Annotated in this window: 15 protein-coding genes and 1 tRNA gene; 1 reads left to right on the top strand and 15 read right to left on the bottom strand. The window is 56.2% G+C overall.

Translation table 11 applies throughout. The features are described from left to right. The 6 genes from BLT54_RS21510 to BLT54_RS21535 all read right to left on the bottom strand — a co-directional run. Positions 1 to 95 (bottom strand): GTP-binding protein (locus BLT54_RS21510; RefSeq protein ID WP_131822069.1); only part of this gene is annotated, 95 nt, incomplete at its 3' end. A gap of 38 nt (positions 96 to 133) precedes the next feature. Beyond that, positions 134 to 640, bottom strand: a complete 507-nt coding sequence (locus BLT54_RS21515; protein WP_074647483.1) for a hypothetical protein — start codon at positions 638 to 640, stop codon at positions 134 to 136. After that, positions 637 to 2,763 carry an elongation factor G gene (gene fusA / locus BLT54_RS21520; protein WP_074647484.1) on the bottom strand — a complete coding sequence of 709 codons (2,127 nt, stop codon included), beginning with the start codon at positions 2,761 to 2,763 and terminating at the stop codon, positions 637 to 639. Before fusA ends, BLT54_RS21515 begins: the two co-directional genes overlap by 4 nt. Before the next feature lie 26 nt (positions 2,764 to 2,789). Then, positions 2,790 to 3,260 (bottom strand): 30S ribosomal protein S7, encoded by a 471-nt coding sequence (gene rpsG, locus BLT54_RS21525; protein ID WP_009574252.1) that lies wholly within the window; start codon positions 3,258 to 3,260, stop codon positions 2,790 to 2,792. Between the two features lie 12 nt (positions 3,261 to 3,272). Further along, the gene (gene rpsL / locus BLT54_RS21530; protein WP_005621086.1) at positions 3,273 to 3,644 is read right to left on the bottom strand and encodes a 30S ribosomal protein S12; all 372 of its coding nucleotides are present in this window, start codon (positions 3,642 to 3,644) and stop codon (positions 3,273 to 3,275) included. A gap of 292 nt (positions 3,645 to 3,936) precedes the next feature. Beyond that, positions 3,937 to 4,836 carry a DMT family transporter gene (locus tag BLT54_RS21535; RefSeq protein WP_074647485.1) on the bottom strand — a complete coding sequence of 300 codons (900 nt, stop codon included), beginning with the start codon at positions 4,834 to 4,836 and terminating at the stop codon, positions 3,937 to 3,939. A 211-nt stretch (positions 4,837 to 5,047) separates the two neighbouring features. Here BLT54_RS21535 and BLT54_RS21540 point away from each other — a divergent pair, with 211 nt between their 5' ends. Continuing rightward, the gene (locus tag BLT54_RS21540; protein WP_143026920.1) at positions 5,048 to 6,043 is read left to right on the top strand and encodes a glycosyltransferase family 2 protein; all 996 of its coding nucleotides are present in this window, start codon (positions 5,048 to 5,050) and stop codon (positions 6,041 to 6,043) included. Between the two features lie 118 nt (positions 6,044 to 6,161). Here the strand turns inward: BLT54_RS21540 and rpoC are convergent, their stop codons facing one another. From rpoC to BLT54_RS21585, 9 genes are all read right to left on the bottom strand, one after another. Continuing rightward, positions 6,162 to 10,400 carry a DNA-directed RNA polymerase subunit beta' gene (gene rpoC / locus BLT54_RS21545; protein WP_074647486.1) on the bottom strand — a complete coding sequence of 1,413 codons (4,239 nt, stop codon included), beginning with the start codon at positions 10,398 to 10,400 and terminating at the stop codon, positions 6,162 to 6,164. 64 nt (positions 10,401 to 10,464) lie between these two features. Next, positions 10,465 to 14,601: a DNA-directed RNA polymerase subunit beta gene (gene rpoB, locus BLT54_RS21550; RefSeq protein ID WP_074647487.1), complete on the bottom strand. Its 4,137-nt coding sequence runs from the start codon at positions 14,599 to 14,601 to the stop codon at positions 10,465 to 10,467. Between the two features lie 254 nt (positions 14,602 to 14,855). Then, a complete protein-coding gene (gene rplL / locus BLT54_RS21555) occupies positions 14,856 to 15,230 on the bottom strand; it encodes a 50S ribosomal protein L7/L12 (RefSeq protein WP_074647488.1) in 375 nt (124 codons plus the stop codon). 69 nt (positions 15,231 to 15,299) lie between these two features. Then, positions 15,300 to 15,815, bottom strand: coding sequence for a 50S ribosomal protein L10 (rplJ, locus tag BLT54_RS21560; RefSeq protein WP_074647489.1), 516 nt, complete (start codon positions 15,813 to 15,815; stop codon positions 15,300 to 15,302). A 468-nt stretch (positions 15,816 to 16,283) separates the two neighbouring features. Further along, on the bottom strand, positions 16,284 to 16,982 hold the full coding sequence (rplA, locus tag BLT54_RS21565) for a 50S ribosomal protein L1 (RefSeq protein ID WP_074647490.1): 699 nt from the start codon (positions 16,980 to 16,982) through the stop codon (positions 16,284 to 16,286). After that, positions 16,982 to 17,407: a 50S ribosomal protein L11 gene (gene rplK, locus BLT54_RS21570; RefSeq protein ID WP_074647491.1), complete on the bottom strand. Its 426-nt coding sequence runs from the start codon at positions 17,405 to 17,407 to the stop codon at positions 16,982 to 16,984. The genes rplA and rplK overlap by 1 nt, the downstream gene beginning before the upstream one ends. 127 nt (positions 17,408 to 17,534) lie before the next feature. Next, a complete protein-coding gene (gene nusG / locus BLT54_RS21575) occupies positions 17,535 to 18,068 on the bottom strand; it encodes a transcription termination/antitermination protein NusG (protein WP_009574243.1) in 534 nt (177 codons plus the stop codon). A 241-nt stretch (positions 18,069 to 18,309) separates the two neighbouring features. Continuing rightward, a complete protein-coding gene (gene secE / locus BLT54_RS21580; RefSeq protein ID WP_009574242.1) occupies positions 18,310 to 18,510 on the bottom strand; it encodes a preprotein translocase subunit SecE in 201 nt (66 codons plus the stop codon). A 157-nt stretch (positions 18,511 to 18,667) separates the two neighbouring features. Further along, positions 18,668 to 18,743, bottom strand: a tRNA-Trp gene (locus BLT54_RS21585). Positions 18,744 to 19,220: the final 477 nt, after the last annotated feature.

The following is a 19,220-nucleotide window of genomic DNA, read 5'->3' on the forward strand; positions in this document are numbered from 1 at the left end:
ATCGCTGCCGTCAGCGTCGTTTTACCGTGGTCAACGTGGCCAATCGTGCCGATGTTGCAGTGCGGTTTGGAACGCTCAAACTTTTCCTTAGCCATTATGGCCTCCTTAGTTTTTCTAACCCTCTAAAGGGTTCTCATTCTCCGAAAATCGCGATCATTGCGTTTGCTGCAAGATCTGCAGAGATAACCGCGAGTTCTTCTTGTGGTTTCTTGATTGCGAGCGCGCCTAACATCGTTGGGCGTGCTTCTGTTGATCCATAGACTTTGAAAGGTTCGCCAACGCTTTCGCCGGTTTTCACATCCACGAGCGTCATAGTAGTGCCGATGTTCGAAGAGGATGAACCGAGCAGAGCACCTGCCGCGGCATTAGCAATATAGAATTGATGGATATTGACGTTAAGCCGAACGGGACGGATCCCGTTCGGGTTTTGACGCTTCAACACCCCTGACACATCGGAGCGAACCTGATCAACGATAACGCCTTTCGGCAGGGCTGTGTTCTCCCGCTCAACCGATGTCGCAACAGCGACCTCGGTGATACGAAGAGAGCTCGCAACAGTTTCGTTAAGCTGCTGCGTCTGAACGCACGCAGCCAACAAAAGAGGCATTGCCAAAAAGAAATTTCGCCGATTGATCATCATGCGAATTTCGCCTGAATTTCTTCCGAGATGTTCGACGGCACAGCTTCGTAGTGATCGAACTGCATCGAGAACTGTGCGCGGCCCGAAGACATGGAACGCAGCGTGTTGATGTAACCAAACATGTTGGCCAGCGGCACAAAGGAGTCGATGGCAATCGCGTTCCCGCGCGTGTCCTGACCCTGAACCTGACCGCGACGTGAGGTCAGATCGCCAATGATACCGCCGGTGTATTCTTCCGGGGTGATCACTTCGACTTTCATGATCGGTTCGAGCAATTTCGCACCGGCTTTGCGCATACCTTCGCGCATGCCCATGCGAGCCGCGATTTCGAACGCAAGCACCGAGGAGTCAACATCGTGGAACTTACCGTCGATCAACGTCACTTTGAAGTCGATCACCGGGAAGCCTGCCAATGGACCGGAGTCCATGACAGAACGGATGCCTTTTTCGACGCCGGGAATGTATTCCTTCGGCACCGCACCACCAACGATTTTGGATTCAAAAGAGAAGCCTTCGCCCGGTTCGGTCGGCGTGATGACAAGTTTGACCTCAGCGTACTGACCCGACCCACCAGACTGTTTCTTGTGGGTGTAGGTGTGTTCGACTTCGTGAGAAATCGTTTCACGATAGGCCACCTGCGGTGCACCGATGTTCGCTTCGACTTTGAACTCGCGGCGCAGACGATCCACGAGGATGTCGAGGTGAAGTTCGCCCATGCCTTTCATGATGGTTTGACCGGACTCGATGTCGGTCTCCACACGGAAGGAGGGGTCTTCGGCGGCAAGACGTGCCAGACCTGCGGACATTTTCTCTTGGTCGCCCTTGGTTTTGGGCTCAACTGCGATCTCGATCACCGGTTCCGGGAAGGTCATGGTTTCGAGAACGACCGGCTCAGAGGCAGAACACAGGGTATCCCCAGTGGTGGTGTCTTTGAGGCCAGCCAAAGCGATGATGTCGCCGGAGAAGGCTTCTTCGATCTCTTCGCGGTTGTTCGAGTGCATCATCATCATACGACCGACGCGCTCTTTTTTGCCTTTGGTCGAGTTCAGGATGCCGTCACCTTTGTTCATCTTACCGGAGTAGATGCGGGTAAAGGTGAGCGTGCCCACGAACGGGTCGTTCATGATTTTGAACGCAAGGCCAGAGAACGCCATGTTGTCATCGGCGCGACGCGGGATGTCACGGGTTTCCGTTTCATCGCCGGGTTTGAAGCCCATGTAATCCACAACGTCGAGCGGGCTCGGCAGATAGTCGATCACAGCGTTCAACAGCGGCTGAACGCCTTTGTTTTTAAACGCAGACCCGCAGAGAACCGGAATAAACTTGATCGCCAGCGTGCCTTTGCGGATCAGGCTGCGAAGCGTGTCCACGTCGGGCTCTGCGCCGTCCATCAAATAGTTTTCCATGGCTTCGTCGTCCATTTCGACCGCAACCTCGATGAGGTTTGCACGCCATTCGTCAGCCAGATCTTTCAGGCTGTCGCGGATCTCGCGCTGTTCCCAGCTCGCACCAAGGTCTTCACCGGCCCAGACCCATTCTTTCATGGTCACAAGGTCGATCATACCTTCCAGCTCGGTTTCAGCCCCAATCGGGATCTGAATCGGAGCCGGGGTTGCGCCGGTGCGGTCTTTGATCATCTTCACACAGTTGAAGAAGTCAGCACCGATCTTGTCCATTTTGTTAACGAACACGATGCGCGGAACTTTGTAGCGGTCAGCCTGACGCCACACTGTTTCAGTTTGCGGTTCAACGCCAGCGTTGGCGTCAAGCACAGCAACAGCACCGTCAAGCACAGCCAGCGAACGTTCAACTTCGATGGTGAAGTCAACGTGGCCGGGCGTGTCGATGATGTTCATCCGAAACTTGGTGTCGGAGGTCGCATCAGCTGTCGGCTCTTCCTGACGCTGCCAGAACGTGGTGGTCGCAGCAGAGGTGATCGTGATGCCGCGTTCCTGCTCCTGCTCCATCCAGTCCATGGTGGCTGCACCATCGTGCACCTCACCGATGTTGTGGGATTTGCCGGTGTAATAAAGGATACGCTCGGAACAGGTGGTTTTACCTGCGTCGATATGCGCCATGATACCAAAATTGCGGTACCGTTCGAGGGGATATTCGCGTGCCATGATGTCGGTCCTACGGGCCTGAGTGATTACCAGCGATAATGGCTGAACGCTTTGTTTGCGTCGGCCATCTTATGCGTGTCTTCGCGTTTTTTCACGGCGGAACCGCGACCGTTGACTGCATCAAGCAGTTCACCGGCAAGACGCTCTTCCATCGTGTTTTCGTTGCGGGCGCGGGATGCGTTGATCAACCAACGGATCGCCAGAGCTTCGCGGCGCTCAACGCGCACTTCGACGGGCACCTGATAGGTGGCACCACCCACACGACGCGACCGCACCTCAACAGAGGGTTTCACGTTGTCGAGGGCTTCATGGAACACTTCAACCGGAGCTTTTTTCAGCTTGTCTTCCACGCGGCTCAACGCGTTGTAAACAATTTTCTCGGCGGCGGATTTTTTGCCGTCGATCATCAGGTTGTTCATGAATTTGGTCAGCACGCGATCGCCATATTTGGCGTCGGGCAGTACTTCGCGCTTTTCAGCGGCGTGACGACGGGACATACCAGTCTCTCCTTACTTCGGACGCTTGGCGCCGTATTTCGAACGACGCTGCTTACGGTCTTTGACGCCTTGGGTATCCAACACACCGCGCAGGATGTGATAACGGACACCCGGAAGGTCTTTCACACGACCGCCACGGATCAGAACCACAGAGTGCTCCTGAAGGTTGTGGCTTTCACCGGGGATGTAGCTGATCACTTCGAAACCGTTGGTCAGGCGAACCTTGGCCACTTTCCGCATAGCGGAGTTCGGTTTTTTCGGTGTGGTGGTGTAGACGCGCGTACAAACGCCACGCTTCTGGGGACACTGCTCCAGGTGCATGGATTTGGAGCGCTTGACTTTGGGCTGACGCGGTTTGCGGATCAGCTGTTGAATCGTTGGCATAGGGCTCTTTCCCGTTTCCTAACTTATGTGCCGCGACGGTGACCTCAGGCGTAAACCTTGAGCCCGTGCCGGGGCGATTTCGAATTTCCAGCATCACGCAAACGCGTAACACAAAAACCCGCAATCGTTCCCATTCCGAGGTGAACGACGCGGTGAGTTCCCAGAGGATCAGAGCGCCTTAAATTGCTCAGATCTTGGCCACTACGATTTAGAACTCGGCACAAACGGGGAGACCCCCCTTAGCCGGATGTCGCGCGGTATATGGAGAGTCGTCCGCCTTGTCAACCGGTGGTCAACGTTTGACGAGGCCATCCGCCCTGCGACGCAGACGCGCCTCACGCAGAACGGTGTAAATGCCCGTGGTGGCAATGATCCCTGCCCCGATGAGCGCCCAGAGGTCCGGCCATTCGCCAAAGGCAAAAAACCCGATCAGCAAGGCCCATATCAGCGCAGTATAGCGAAACGGCGAGACAAAGGAAATCTCCCCCACGCGCATCACCGTGACGGAGAGAACATAGCCAATGATGACAAATCCCGAGGTGCCCAAAAGTTGGATATAGCCCAGTGTCGAGAGCGGTTGCCATTCCGAACCGAGGGATAGTCCCCCCGCCACAATGGTGACCGCAGCCACAGCGGCAAAAGTGACGGTTGCCGTTGGGGCATTTGGGGAAATGGCGCGCACCGAAAGATCGCGCACGGTGACAAATCCCATGCCCAGAACGGCCCAAAGCCCCTGTGCGCTAAAGCCCTCCCCGCCCGGCTTGACAATCAAAAGCACACCACAAAAGCCGATCAAGATGGCCGCAAGGCGGCGCCAGCCCAACTGATCTTTGAACAGCAGCGCGCCGACCACAGTGATGGAAAGCGGCAGGGTTTGCATGATCGCCGTGGCATTGGCCAAAGGGATATGGATGATGGCGGTGAGAAAAGAGAACGATGCTCCAACCTCGGCCCCGGCGCGCAGCAGCGTGAAGATCCAGTCCTTGCGGCTCAGATCAAAGCGCACCGGCCCGATGAACACAGGCAAGATCACCAAAATCATCGCGATATTGAGAAGCCCGCGCAGGGTCAGTGCCTGCAACAGCGGGATTTCTTCCAAAAGCCCCTTCATGAAGCTGTCGTTGGTGGTAAAGGCCGCCATCGACAGGGCCATGAGAATGGCGCCACGGGTGTTGTCGGAGAGTTTCGTCATGGTGCAGGATGTTCTTTGTCTTTGGCAAGGGCCGGATCAATCCGTTTGATCCTGCGCTATCATTGCTGACACGATGCAGAAAGGAAAACTTGTCCTCTCGTCACATTGGCAGCCTCGTCGTTGTGTGACAGGCTGTACTGTGCATTATGCGGAAAAGGCCACGGGGGGCGGAACATCAGTGGCAGATCAGTGGTAGATATGGGTGAAAAACGTGGGTGAAAAACTTGTCCTGACGACGATGCGCAATGAGGGTCCGTTCATTTTGGAATGGGTGGCTTGGTATCGTATGCTCGGCTTTGACCATCTGATCGTTCTCTACAATGATTGCACGGATCACTCCCCTGCCCTGCTCAAAGCGCTCGATCAGGCCGGGTTCATCACCGCAGTTCGTTACAAACCCACGCCCTCCGTGCCGATAAAACGCACCGCTTTGAACCTGATGAAAACCCTGCCTCGGGTGCAAGCGGCGGAATGGGTGTTCAATATTGATGTCGATGAGTTTTTGGTGATCCATGTCGGCGATGGCACGATCCATGATCTGATCGCTCAGTATGATATGGCTGAGACCCATGCCATCGCCGTGCATTGGAAATGTTTTGGTGACAGTGGTGGCAGTGAGTGGCACGATGAGTTTGCGCATCGCAGCTTTACCAAGGCCGCGTCCTCCCTGCATACCGTCAACATATTCTTCAAAACCTTGATCCGCTGGCCGCAGGATTTTCGTCATATCGGGGTTCATGCGCCAAGGGGATGGCTGGGCGAGTCGCCTTGGGGGGAGCCACCCAACCTGATGAAGCGCTGCGATGGGGTGACCATGCGCCGGTATGATCCCGAGGGCTCGGTCCAGTACACAAAACCGCAATGGATCACCCACGAGTTTGCGCAGCTCAATCATTACATCACCCGCACCTATGAAAGCTTCACCCTGAAGATGAACAAACCGTCCACGGCGGCCAATCGCGACCGCTACACCATGCGGTTTTTCCGCGACAAAAATCGCAATGATGAACCCGATGAGAGCGCGCTGAAATACGCACCGCAGTTTGAGAGCGCTTATGCCGAGGTCAGCGCTGTTCCGGGGGTGATGCGGCTGCATCATCGCTGTTGTATGGATTACCTTGAGGCCCTCGCAAAGCAAAATGACCGCGATCCAAAGGCGGATCTGCGCTGGCGTCATCATCAGCGTGAAAAGAACAAACTGAGCTGATCACCCCCATAGGCGCATGCCCTTACCGGCGCGCATTGAGCACATAAAGCATTGAGCACATAAAAAGGCCCCCCGCATCTCTGCGAGGGGCCTTTTTTTAAATCATATGAAGAAAGGCTTACTCTTGGCCTTCCGGGGTTTCAACCATCAGGCTTTCGGCCTCGTCGCCCATCACATCCATCACCGGAGCGGCAAGTTGTGCGGCGGCTTCCGCTTCTGCACGGGCCTCCTCGATCACAACATTGTCGCGCTCTTGAGCAATACGGCGGACACGTTTGGTTGCGCCACCCGTACCAGCCGGGATCAGGCGGCCGACGATGATGTTCTCTTTGAGACCAACCAACTTGTCACGTTTGCCCTGAACAGAGGCTTCGGTGAGCACGCGGGTGGTTTCCTGGAACGACGCGGCAGAGATGAACGACCGGGTTTGCAAGGACGCCTTGGTGATCCCCAAGAGGATCGGCTGACCTTTCGCCGGACGGCCGCCTTTGGACTCGGCTTTGGCGTTGGCTTCGTCAAACTCGGCCTTGTCCACAGCTTCGCCTTTGAGCAACGTGGTTTCCCCAGAGTCGAGGATTTCCCATTTCTGCAACATCTGACGCACGATGACTTCGATGTGCTTGTCGTTGATCTTCACGCCTTGCAGACGATAGACCTCCTGCACCTCGTCGATCATGTACACAGCCAGAGCCTCGACACCCATAATCGCCAGAATGTCATGCGGCGCCGGGTTGCCGTCCATGATGTAGTCACCCTTCTGAACGAAGTCACCTTCGGCCACAGGGATGTGCTTGCCTTTCGGCACCATGTACTCGACGGGTTCCTTGGTCTCATCCGACGGTTCGATCGAGATGCGGCGTTTGTTTTTGTAGTCCTTGCCAAAGCGCACGTAGCCGTCAATCTCCGCGATGATCGCGTGATCTTTCGGACGACGTGCTTCAAAGAGCTCGGCCACACGCGGCAGACCACCGGTGATGTCCTTGGTCTTTGCGCCTTCGCGCGGAATACGCGCCACAACGTCACCGGCCTGAATGTCCTGACCGTCTTCGATCGAGAGAACCGCATCCACGGACATCAGATAGGTCACCGGGTTGCCCACATCGTTGCGGACCGGTTCGCCGTCTTCGCCAAGGATCAAGATCTCAGGCTTCAGATCGCCGCCTTTCGGCACAGAGCGCCAATCGGTCACGATTTTCTGGGTCATGCCGGTGGCATCATCGGTGTCGTCACGGACCGAAAGGCCCGAGATGAGATCGACGAATTTCGCCTTACCGCCTTTTTCCGCGATGATCGGAAGGGTGTAAGGGTCCCATTCAAACAGCTTGTCGCCACGGGCAATCATTTTGCCCTCTTCGGCGAACACTTTCGTGCCATAGCCGAGTTTGTAGGACGCCCGTTCCACGCCTTGATCGTCCACGATCACCAACTGCATGTTACGGCCCATGACGATTTTCTCGCCATGTTTGTTTTCAAGCAGCATGGCATTGCGGAACAACGCTTTGCCTTCTTGGTTGGCTTCCTGGAACGACTGCTGGCCACCCTGTGCCACGCCGCCGATGTGGAAGGTCCGCATCGTCAGCTGTGTGCCCGGTTCACCGATGGACTGAGCCGCGATGATGCCGACGGCCTCACCTTGGTTCACCATGGTGCCGCGTGCAAGGTCGCGACCATAGCACATGGCGCAAACGCCTTCTTCGGCTTCACAGGTCAACGGGCTGCGCATCCGCATCGAGGCAATCCCGGCGGCTTCGATCAGATCGGCTTTGCGTTCGTCGATCAGTTCGTTTTTCGACACGAGGACTTCGTCGGTGCCCGGACGCAACACGTCTTCTGCGGCCACGCGGCCCAGAAGGCGCTCTGCGAGAGAGGCCACAACTTCACCATCGTTGACAGCCGCTTCGGCGGTGATCGCCAATTCGGTGCCACAGTCGACCTGACGCACGATACAGTCTTGAGCAACGTCCACGAGACGGCGGGTCAAATACCCGGAGTTCGCCGTTTTCAACGCCGTATCGGACAGACCCTTACGAGCGCCGTGTGTCGAGTTAAAGTACTCAAGCACGGTCAGGCCTTCTTTAAAGTTCGAGATAATCGGCGTTTCGATGATCTCGCCCGACGGTTTCGCCATAAGGCCGCGCATGCCGCCCAGCTGTTTCATCTGGGTAACAGAGCCACGCGCACCGGAGTGAGCCATCATGTACACCGAGTTCGGTTCCATTTCGGCCCCATTCTCGTCGCGCTTGTTGGCGGAGATGGTGGACATCATCGCTTCGGTGACTTTGTCGTTACACTTCGACCAGGCATCGACAACTTTGTTGTATTTCTCGCCCTGAGTGATCAGGCCGTCCATGTACTGTTGTTCAAAGTCGCGAACCTGATCGCGGGTCGCGTCAACCAACGTCCATTTGTTGTCCGGCACGACCATGTCGTCCTTGCCGAAAGAAATCCCGGCTTTGAACGCTTCTTTGAAGCCCAAAGACATGATCTGGTCACAGAAGATAACCGACTCTTTCTGACCGCAATAGCGGTAGACGGTGTCGATGACCTGCTGCACTTCTTTCTTACGCAACAGACGGTTGACCAAGTCAAACGGCGCTTTCGCGTTGAGCGGCAACAGACCGCCAAGGCGCAAACGGCCCGGCGTGGTTTCAAAGCGTTTCCACACTTCTTGACCATGCTCGTCGATCTGTTTGATCCGGGCGGTGACTTTGGCGTGCAAATGCACAGCGCCCGAGCTCAGAGCGTATTCCACCTCGTCGATGTTGGAGAAGATCATGCCTTCGCCTTGCATGCCTTCGCGTTCCATCGAGATGTAGTAAATGCCCAAGATCATATCCTGCGACGGCACGATGATCGGTGCGCCGTTCGCGGGCGACAGAACGTTGTTCGTGGACATCATCAAGACGCGCGCTTCAAGCTGTGCTTCGAGCGACAGCGGCACGTGAACGGCCATCTGATCGCCGTCAAAGTCGGCGTTAAAGGCCGAACAGACGAGCGGGTGAAGCTGAATCGCTTTGCCTTCGATCAATGTGGGTTCGAACGCTTGGATGCCCAAACGGTGCAAGGTCGGCGCACGGTTGAGGAACACCGGGTGTTCGCGGATCACCTCGTCCAGGATGTCCCACACTTCGGGACGCTCTTTTTCCACCAATTTCTTGGCTTGCTTCACAGTGGAAGACAGACCTTTGGCTTCAAGACGCGAGTAGATGAACGGCTTGAACAGTTCGAGCGCCATCTTCTTGGGCAAACCACATTGATGCAACTTCAGTTCCGGCCCGGTCACAATGACCGAACGACCGGAGAAGTCGACGCGTTTGCCCAAAAGGTTTTGACGGAAACGACCCTGTTTGCCCTTCAGCATGTCGGAGAGCGATTTCAACGGACGCTTGTTGGCACCGGTGATCACGCGGCCACGACGACCGTTGTCGAACAACGCATCGACCGATTCCTGCAACATGCGTTTTTCGTTACGCACGATGATGTCGGGCGCACGCAGTTCGATCAGGCGTTTGAGACGGTTGTTCCGGTTGATCACACGACGGTAAAGGTCGTTGAGATCGGAGGTCGCGAAACGACCACCATCAAGCGGCACCAACGGGCGGAGTTCTGGCGGGATCACGGGGATCACGGTCAGGATCATCCACTCCGGGCGGTTGCCGGATTCAAGGAAGCTTTCAACGATCTTCAGACGCTTGATGATCTTCTTCGGTTTCAGCTCGCCGGTCGCCTCTTTGAGGTCTTCGCGAAGCTGGTCCGCGGTGCTCTCAAGGTCGATGTTGCCAAGCATTTTACGGATCGCTTCGGCACCGATGTCGGCTTCAAAAGCGTCCATACCGTAGAGATCCTGGGCGTCCATGAACTCTTCTTCGGTCATCATCTGACCGTAGGTGAGATCGGTGAGACCCGGTTCGATCACAACATAGTTTTCAAAATACAGCACGCGTTCCAGATCGCGCAGCGTCATGTCAAGCATGAGGCCGATCCGGCTCGGAAGCGATTTCAAGAACCAAATATGGGCGACAGGAGCCGCCAATTCGATATGGCCCATACGCTCGCGGCGCACTTTTTGCAGCGTGACTTCCACACCACATTTTTCGCAGACAACGCCGCGATATTTCATGCGTTTATATTTGCCGCACAGACATTCGTAGTCTTTGATCGGGCCAAAAATACGCGCACAGAACAGACCGTCACGTTCCGGTTTGAACGTCCGGTAGTTGATGGTTTCCGGCTTTTTGATTTCGCCGTAGGACCACGACAGAATCCGCTCCGGGGAGGCCAAGGACACTTTGATCTCGTCAAAGGTCGTCGGCTGCGCCATCGGATTAAACGGGTTGGCTGTGATTTCCTGGTTCATCTTTTGAATTCCTCAAATTGTCGCGGAAGGGGGAAAAAAGCGTGGTGGGGGAAGCCCCCCACCGTCACTCTTCGTCCTCCGAATCCAGGAGTTCCATGTTGAGGCCGAGGCCGCGGACTTCTTTGACGAGCACGTTAAAGCTCTCCGGCACACCGGCTTCAAAGTTGTCTTCGCCCTTGACGATCGACTCATAGACCTTGGCACGGCCGGCCACGTCATCCGACTTGACCGTAAGCATTTCCTGCAGGGTGTAAGCGGCACCGTAGGCTTCGAGTGCCCAGACTTCCATCTCCCCGAAACGCTGACCCCCGAACTGCGCCTTACCACCAAGCGGCTGCTGGGTGACAAGCGAGTACGGACCCGTGGAACGGGCGTGGATTTTGTCGTCCACAAGGTGGTGCAGTTTCAGCAGGTATTTCATGCCCACCGTGACCTTACGCGCGAATTGCTCACCAGTGCGGCCATCAAACAGGATGGATTGCGCAGAGGTGTCAAAGCCCGCTTTGGCCAAGGCTTCGTTGATATCGGCCTCTTTCGCCCCGTCGAAAACCGGCGTTGCGATCGGAACACCGCGGGTCACGTTGCCCGCCGCTTCCAGAAGGTCGTCATCTTCCATCGGCTCAAAGCCTTCGTCATAGACATCCTGGCCATAAACGAATTTCAGAGCGTCCCGCACCGGGGTCATGTCGCCGGAGCGACGGTATTCCCGCAGGCCTTCTTCGACCTGTTGGCCCAGACCGCGCGCGGCCCAACCCATGTGTGTTTCAAGGATCTGACCAACGTTCATACGCGACGGCACGCCCAGCGGGTTCAAACAGAAATCGACCGGAGTCCCGTCTTCGAGGAACGGCATGTCCTCCATCGGAACCACGCGCGAAATCACACCTTTGTTGCCGTGACGACCGGCCATTTTATCACCCGGCTGAAGCTTGCGCTTCACGGCGATAAAGACTTTGACCATTTTCATCACGCCCGGCGGAAGATCGTCGCCACGACGGACTTTTTCGACCTTGTCTTCGAAACGGTGCTCAAGCGCCCGTTTCTGGGCTTCGTATTGTGCGTTCAAAGCCTCAACGATGGTGGCATCGTCTTCGTCTTCAAGCGCAAGCTGCCACCACTGACCTTTGGACAGTTGCGACAACAGATCTTCGTCGATGATCACGCCGGGCTTCACGCCCTTCGGACCTTTGACGGCAACCTTGCCCATGATCATGGTCTTGAGACGCGCATAAATGTTGCGGTCCAGGATCACCATCTCATCGTCACGGTCGCGTGCGAGGCGTTCGATTTCCTCACGCTCGATCTGTACGGAACGTTCGTCTTTTTCCACACCATGGCGGTTAAAGACACGCACTTCCACGATCGTACCGTAATCGCCCGGTTTCACCCGAAGCGAGGTGTCACGCACGTCGGAGGCTTTCTCACCAAAGATGGCGCGCAGGAGTTTTTCTTCCGGCGTCATCGGGCTTTCGCCCTTCGGTGTGATTTTACCAACGAGAATATCACCCGGCTCAACGTGAGCCCCGATATACACGATCCCGGCTTCATCGAGGTTGCGCAGAGCTTCCTCGCCGACGTTCGGGATGTCACGGGTGATCTCTTCCGGCCCAAGCTTGGTGTCACGGGCGGCGACTTCGAATTCCTCGATGTGAACCGAGGTGAAGACGTCGTCACGCGAGATGCGCTCGGAGATCAGGATGGAGTCTTCGTAGTTGTAGCCATTCCAAGGCATAAACGCGACCATCACGTTTTTACCCAAAGCCAACTCGCCCATATCCGTGGATGGACCATCGGCAATGACTTCGCCTTTGCCAACCGACTGACCCACATTCACCAACGGACGCTGGTTGATACAGGTGTTTTGGTTCGAGCGCTGGAACTTGCGCAGACGATAGATGTCCACACCCGGATCGCCCGGCTCCAGATCGGCGGTGGCGCGCACAACGATACGGGTTGCGTCGACTTGGTCGATCACGCCCGCGCGTTTCGCCTGGATGGCCGCGCCGGAGTCGATGGCGACTTTGCCTTCCATCCCTGTGCCGACCAGCGGTGCTTCTGCGCGCAAAAGCGGCACAGCCTGACGTTGCATGTTCGAGCCCATGAGGGCGCGGTTGGCGTCGTCGTTTTCAAGGAACGGGATCAAAGCGGCCGCCACAGAGACCAGCTGTTTCGGCGACACGTCGATGAGATCGACATTGGCCGGTGTGTTCAGCGCGTGTTCGCCCGACTGACGGGTGGACACCAGATCGTCGGTGAATTTGCCGTCCGCATCAAGCGATGCGTTGGCCTGTGCCACAGTGTGACGCATTTCTTCGGTCGCCGACATATACTGCACTTCGTCGGTCACCTGACCGTCGGTCACGCGACGGTACGGGGTTTCGATAAAGCCGTATTTGTTGACGCGGGCAAAGGTGGCCAAAGAGTTGATCAGACCAATGTTCGGACCCTCGGGGGTCTCAATCGGGCACATGCGACCATAGTGGGTGATGTGCACATCGCGCACCTCGAAGCCTGCACGTTCGCGGGTCAAACCGCCCGGCCCAAGCGCCGAAAGACGACGTTTGTGCGTCACTTCGGAGAGCGGGTTGGTTTGGTCCATGAACTGCGACAACTGCGAGGAGCCAAAGAATTCGCGCACCGCAGCAGCCGCCGGTTTGGCGTTGATCAAGTCTTGCGGCATGACCGTGTCAATCTCGACCGAGGACATGCGTTCTTTGATCGCGCGCTCCATGCGGAGCAGGCCAACGCGGTATTGGTTTTCCATCAGCTCGCCAACGGAACGCACACGACGGTTGCCCAGGTGGTCAATGTCGTCGATGTCGCCACGACCATCGCGCAGCTCAACCAGCGCCTTGATACAAGACACGATGTCTTCGCGACGCAGCGTGCGCTGTGTGTCTTCGGCATCAAGGTCGAGACGCATGTTCATTTTGACGCGGCCCACGGCCGAGAGGTCGTAGCGTTCGCTGTCAAAGAACAACGTGTCAAACAGGCCAGAGGCCGCATCCACGGTCGGCGGTTCACCCGGACGCATCACGCGGTAGATGTCCATGAGCGCGGTTTCGCGGTTCATGTTTTTATCTGCCGCCATGGTGTTGCGGATGTACGGACCGACGTTGATCCCGTCGATGTCGAGCACCGGAATCTCGGTGATGCCCGCGTCCAACAGATCTTTCAACGTGCCGCCAATGACAGACCCGTCTTTGTCGAATTCATAGGTGATCTCGTCACCCGCTTCGACATAAATCGCGCCGGTCTGTTCGTTGATGATGTCCTTGGCGGAATATTTGCCGAGGATGTTATCAAACGGCACCAAAAGATTGGTGATCGTGCCTTCGTCGAGGATTTTCTTGACCGCACGCGGGGTCATTTTATCGCCGGCTTTGCAGATGATTTCGCCAGTATCAGCATCCACCAAATCGTAAGTCGGACGAGTGCCACGCACCCGCTCGGGGAAGAACTTGGTCACCCAACCCTTGTTCTTCTCCAATTTGAAATCGACGGTGTTGTAATAGGCGTCACAAATCGCCTCCTGATCAAGACCCAGCGCGTAAAGCAGCGTGGTGACCGGGAGTTTGCGGCGGCGGTCGATACGCGCAAAGACGATGTCTTTGGCGTCGAACTCGAAGTCCAGCCAGGAACCGCGGTAGGGAATGATGCGGCAGGCGAACAAGAGTTTGCCGGAAGAGTGGGTTTTGCCCTTGTCATGGTCAAAGAACACGCCCGGCGAGCGGTGCATCTGGGACACGATCACGCGCTCGGTGCCGTTCACGACAAAGGTGCCGTTCGGGGTCATCAGGGGCATGTCGCCCATGAACACGTCTTGTTCTTTGATGTCTTTGACGGATTTCGCGCCGGTGTCTTCGTCCACATCAAACACGATGAGACGCAGCGTGACCTTCAGCGGGGCCGCGTAGGTCATGTCGCGCTGTTGACATTCTTCAACGTCATATTTCGGTTTTTCAAGCTCGTATTTGACGAATTCAAGCACGGCCGTCTCATTGAAATCCTTGATCGGGAACACCGATTGGAAAACACCTTTGATGCCTTCGCCGTCCAAGGGGACGGGGCTGTCGCCGGATTTGAGGAAAAGATCGTAAGAAGATTTCTGAACCTCGATGAGGTTCGGCATTTCAAGCACTTCACGAATTTTGCCGTAGTACTTGCGGAGCCGTTTCTGGCCTAGGAAGGTCGAAGCCATTGCGCGTCTTTACCTTTCGAATTTTCGCGAGCCACAGCCTCCGGTGGGCGCCGGTGGAAGTGCCCTGACGAAACAGAGATGTTCGGTCTATTCCTGCCCCCGTCCCAAAGGGGGCTCCCGACCGCTGAACCTCTCCTGAGAAAACGCCCTTTTCCCGCAAATCTGCGAAAGGCCCTTTCTAAGACAGGTTAAGCTGGACCCAAGAATCTCGGGTCCAGCCATTATTTTGTTCGGCCCATAAGGGCCAAAGGCGATTAGGCCAGCTCGACAGTCGCGCCAGCTGCTTCCAGCTTGGCTTTGACTTCGTCTGCTTCGGCTTTGGAAACGCCTTCTTTGATTTTGCCGCCAGCTTCGACGAGATCTTTTGCTTCTTTGAGGCCCAGGCCGGTGATGCCGCGGACTTCTTTGATCACGTTGATTTTGGATGCGCCGGCGTCTTTGAGGACGACGTCGAATTCGGTTTGCTCTTCAGCGGCTGCGGCACCAGCGTCTGCCGGGCCAGCCATCATCACAGCGCCGCCAGCGGCGGGCTCGATGCCATACTCGTCTTTGAGGATGGTTTTCAGTTCTTGTGCTTCGAGAAGGGTGAGACCCACGATCTCTTCTGCAAGTTTCTTCAGATCAGCCATTGTACTGTTTCCGTTCGTTTAAGATGTGTTCCAACGCGTGTGTTTACAACCACGTCGGTCTCTGATTGCTTATGCAGCAGCCTTGTCTTCAATTGTAGACAGGATGCTCGCGATGTTCGAAGCAGGTGCGCCAATCGCGCCAGCGATGTTGGAAGCAGGTGCGCCAATACAGCCAACGATAGAAGCAATAAGCTCCTCGCGGGACGGCATTTTCGCAACGGCCTTCACACCGTCAACGTCGAGAGCGGTCTCACCCATTGCACCACCAAGGATCACGAATTTTTCGTTATCTTTGGCATAGGCATCGGCAACCTTGGCCGCAGCCACAGGGTCTTCCGAATAGGTGAGAACGGTCATACCCGTCAGGAAATCAGCAAGGCTTGCGCAAGGCTTTCCTTCAAGGGCGATTTTGGCGAGCTTGTTCTTGGCAACGCGAACGGACCCACCAACATCACGCATACGCGCGCGCAGGTCCTGCATCTGAGCAACCGTGAGACCTTCGTAGTGGGCAACCACAACGACGCCAGAGCTGTCAAAGATTTGGCCGAGCTCGTCGACCATTTTTTCTTTTTGTGCTCTATCCACAGTTTTACTCCAAGTATGGGAGAGAAAGCGCCCTCCCGGCTCAATTCTACCGGCATAACCGGCACGAAGTCCGTTACGGGCTGCGCCAAAGTCGCCCGAGGTCAAGCCCTCGGAGAAACTTGTCGTCTTCCCGTCTCAGGCAGGAATTATAGAGAGAAACCCCTCGACCCACCGTCTTGGACGAAACGCAAAACAGCGCACGACGAATCGCACGCTGGGTTGCATGAAGCGGTTTAGATGGAATTAAGAGGGAGGGCAAGGGGGTGAAGTGCCTGAGATACAGATCCCGGACACGCCACCACATGAGAGAAGTTTAGCAGAAAACCCGCGCGCCCTCAACATGGCCAAAAGGACATAGGCAAAAGGCGCCCCCGAAGGAGCGCCTTTTGCTATATTTTCAATCATTGGCGGCCGCAGGTCTCGTTGAGACCCACCTTCCCGCCAGACGGGCATCGCTACGCGCTACCCTTAATTCCCAGTCGCGGAGTCCACGGCGATGGAAACGCCCGGGCCCATCGAAGAGGACACAGACACTTTACGCATGTAGGAACCTTTGGCGCCGGTCGGTTTGGCTTTTTGAACCGCATCCACGAAAGCGCGGATGTTTTCGGCCAGTTGCTCGGCGGAGAAGGAGGCTTTGCCAACGCCTGCGTGCACAACACCGGCTTTCTCTGCTTTGAACTGAACTTCGCCGCCTTTGGCTGCTTCCACGGCCGCTTTCACGTCCATGGTCACGGTGCCAATTTTCGGGTTCGGCATCAGGTTGCGCGGACCAAGGATTTTACCAAGGCGACCCACGATCGGCATCATGTCCGGCGTTGCGATGCAACGGTCGAACTCGATTTTGCCGGACTGAATGGTCTCCATCAGGTCCTCTGCGCCAACGATGTCAGCGCCTGCGGCGGTGGCTTCGTCTGCTTTCGGACCACGGGCAAACACGGCCACGCGGACGGTCTTACCCGTGCCGTTCGGCAGGGTGACAACGCCACGAACCATTTGGTCTGCGTGACGCGGATCAACACCAAGGTTCAGCGCGATTTCGACGGTTTCGTCAAATTTCGCGGTTGCGTTGGCTTTCACCAAGGCCACTGCGTCTTCGACGGTGATGTTTTCTTTGCCTGCGAATGCTGCACGGGCTGCAACGGTGCGTTTACCAAACTTAGCCATTACTTCACCTCGATGCCCATGGAACGTGCAGAGCCGAGGATGATTTTCATCGCCGCTTCGACGTCGTTTGCGTTCAGGTCTTTCATTTTCGCTTCAGCAATTTCACGCACCTGAGCCAAAGTCACGGTGCCGGCAGACGCGCGACCCGGAGTTTTCGAACCGGAGGTCAGTTTTGCCGCTTTTTTCAGGAAGTAGGACGCCGGGGACGTCTTGATGTCCATGGTGAAGGACTTGTCCTGATAATAGGTGATCACGGTCGGGCACGGCGCGCCGGGCTCCATGTCCTGTGTCTTGGCGTTGAACGCCTTACAGAATTCCATGATGTTGATGCCGCGCTGACCAAGCGCCGGACCCACGGGCGGGGACGGGTTTGCTTTGCCTGCGGGCACTTGCAGCTTGAGGCTGCCCACGAGTTTTTTAGCCATTGGCTTTTTCCTTTTCCAACCCCCATGAGACGCGTCTCACGAGGAACTTATGTTGTGTGGTCTGACTTGGAACGCGCGCGCCCCGCCTCTCCCACAAGAATGCCACACCTCAGGGGTGCGACGTCATTCAGGGCCGTTTATTGACCTGAGTGAATTCCAATTCGACCGGGGTGGCCCGGCCAAAGATCGATACCGACACTTTGAGGCGCTGGCTGGCTTCGTCGACTTCTTCGACCATGCCGTCAAAGCCTTCGAACGCGCCTTCGCCCACGGACACCTGTTCACCCACTTCGAAGGTGATGGTGTTGCGCGGTGCCTCAGCCCCTTCTTCGACGCGACCCAAAATGGCCTCGACCTCAGAATCGCGCATCGGCATCGGCTTGCCAAAAGAGCCCAAGAACCCGGTGACCCGGTTGATCGAGTTGATCAGGTGATAGCCCTGATCGGTCATTTCCATCCGCACGAGGACATAGCCCGGCATGAAACGCCGCTCAACGGTCACCTTTTTGCCCCGGCGCACTTCGATGACCTCTTCGGTCGGCACCAGCACTTCTTCGATCTGATCCTGAAGGCCCTTTTCTTCCACGGCAGTCCGGATCGCTTCGGCGATTTTTTTCTCGAAGTTCGAGAGAACGCTCACCGAGTACCAACGCTTCGCCATGGTGCTTTTGCCTTTTTTTGCTCCGACCCTACGGGCCAGATGTCGTTAAATGTCATGCACATATGTGCTCGCCCCGGAACAATAAAGCGGCGCGCAACTCGAATCGCTGCACGCCCGTCCGGAAGATTGCGCCCGCTCTATAGCGTCGAGCGCGTAAGTTCAACCCTTTAGGCACATTGTCGGCCCTTGCAAACACGTTCAAACCGTGGCGTGCAAGAGAGGGCGCAGGCTTTGAGGGGATTTAGCCGAAGAGACTCAAAAAGCCCTGAAGACCAAAGCGGATGCCGAGATCGACAAGGAAAAAGAACGTCCCCACAAGGGCGGCCATCACGAACACCATCATCGTGGTCAACAAGACCTCGCGACGGGTCGGCCAGACGATCTTGGTCACCTCAGCGCGAACTTGCTGAATGAACTGAAGCGGGTTTGTTTTCGTGGCCATTGTGATGTCCTGAACTCTCTTGGTCTTGGCGCATCTACGCCACAGCGGAACGGATTTCAACCCCGAAGGCACGAAAGACAAGGCCGGTCCTGCCCTGACGTCGTCTTTCAGGCATTCGTCGCGCTCACGTAAGGCGATGATCGTCATATATGGAAAGTGGCAGGGGCACACAGACTCGAACTGTGGGCCTACGGTTTTGGAGACCGTCGCTCTACCAACTGAGCTATACCCCTAAGGCCGAGCTGGGAAATACGAAAGGCGCGCTCGCTTTGCAAGTCGAAAAAGTCGATTGCGGTGAAAAGGCGGCGTCGTTCGTTCAATACACCCATCAAAAAGGCCGCGAAGCGCGCGTAAACCTGCGCTCATGCTGACCTCGATTTTATAAAAGATGCACGGGCGGACTTCTGATGATCTTTCAGAAAGCCCTTAGAGCTAGCTGACGATTCCTGAGCGTGACCGCTCTCCATCGGAGCCGCACGGGCTCGCATCCAAACAAAAAAGGCCCCGCTTTCGCGAGGCCTTTCTTTAATTTGAACCGTTATGGGTTCTCATTGCTTTTGCGAGCAAAAGCAACTGCCACCCACTCGGTGCATTTCGCAAAAGCGAAATACCCCGTTACTCAACGATCTTCGACACACCTTATTCGTGCGTCTCGTGATCGTCTCGCTTACTCAACGATCTTCGACACAACGCCGGAACCGACCGTGCGG

This window comes from Celeribacter baekdonensis, assembly GCF_900102315.1.
In the GTDB taxonomy this organism is placed as follows: domain Bacteria; phylum Pseudomonadota; class Alphaproteobacteria; order Rhodobacterales; family Rhodobacteraceae; genus Celeribacter; species Celeribacter baekdonensis.

Excerpts from the sequence above, each read along its gene's own strand:
- BLT54_RS21515 (WP_074647483.1), bottom strand. The coding sequence starts at position 640 with ATGATGATCAATCGGCGAAATTTCTTTTTGGCAATGCCTCTTTTGTTG.
- fusA (WP_074647484.1), bottom strand. The coding sequence starts at position 2,763 with ATGGCACGCGAATATCCCCTCGAACGGTACCGCAATTTTGGTATCATG.
- rpsG (WP_009574252.1), bottom strand. The coding sequence starts at position 3,260 with ATGTCCCGTCGTCACGCCGCTGAAAAGCGCGAAGTACTGCCCGACGCC.
- rpsL (WP_005621086.1), bottom strand. The coding sequence starts at position 3,644 with ATGCCAACGATTCAACAGCTGATCCGCAAACCGCGTCAGCCCAAAGTC.
- BLT54_RS21535 (WP_074647485.1), bottom strand. The coding sequence starts at position 4,836 with ATGACGAAACTCTCCGACAACACCCGTGGCGCCATTCTCATGGCCCTG.
- rpoC (WP_074647486.1), bottom strand. The coding sequence starts at position 10,400 with ATGAACCAGGAAATCACAGCCAACCCGTTTAATCCGATGGCGCAGCCG.
- rpoB (WP_074647487.1), bottom strand. The coding sequence starts at position 14,601 with ATGGCTTCGACCTTCCTAGGCCAGAAACGGCTCCGCAAGTACTACGGC.
- rplL (WP_074647488.1), bottom strand. The coding sequence starts at position 15,230 with ATGGCTGATCTGAAGAAACTTGCAGAAGAGATCGTGGGTCTCACCCTT.
- rplA (WP_074647490.1), bottom strand. The coding sequence starts at position 16,982 with ATGGCTAAGTTTGGTAAACGCACCGTTGCAGCCCGTGCAGCATTCGCA.
- rplK (WP_074647491.1), bottom strand. The coding sequence starts at position 17,407 with ATGGCTAAAAAACTCGTGGGCAGCCTCAAGCTGCAAGTGCCCGCAGGC.
- nusG (WP_009574243.1), bottom strand. The coding sequence starts at position 18,068 with ATGGCGAAGCGTTGGTACTCGGTGAGCGTTCTCTCGAACTTCGAGAAA.
- secE (WP_009574242.1), bottom strand. The coding sequence starts at position 18,510 with ATGGCCACGAAAACAAACCCGCTTCAGTTCATTCAGCAAGTTCGCGCT.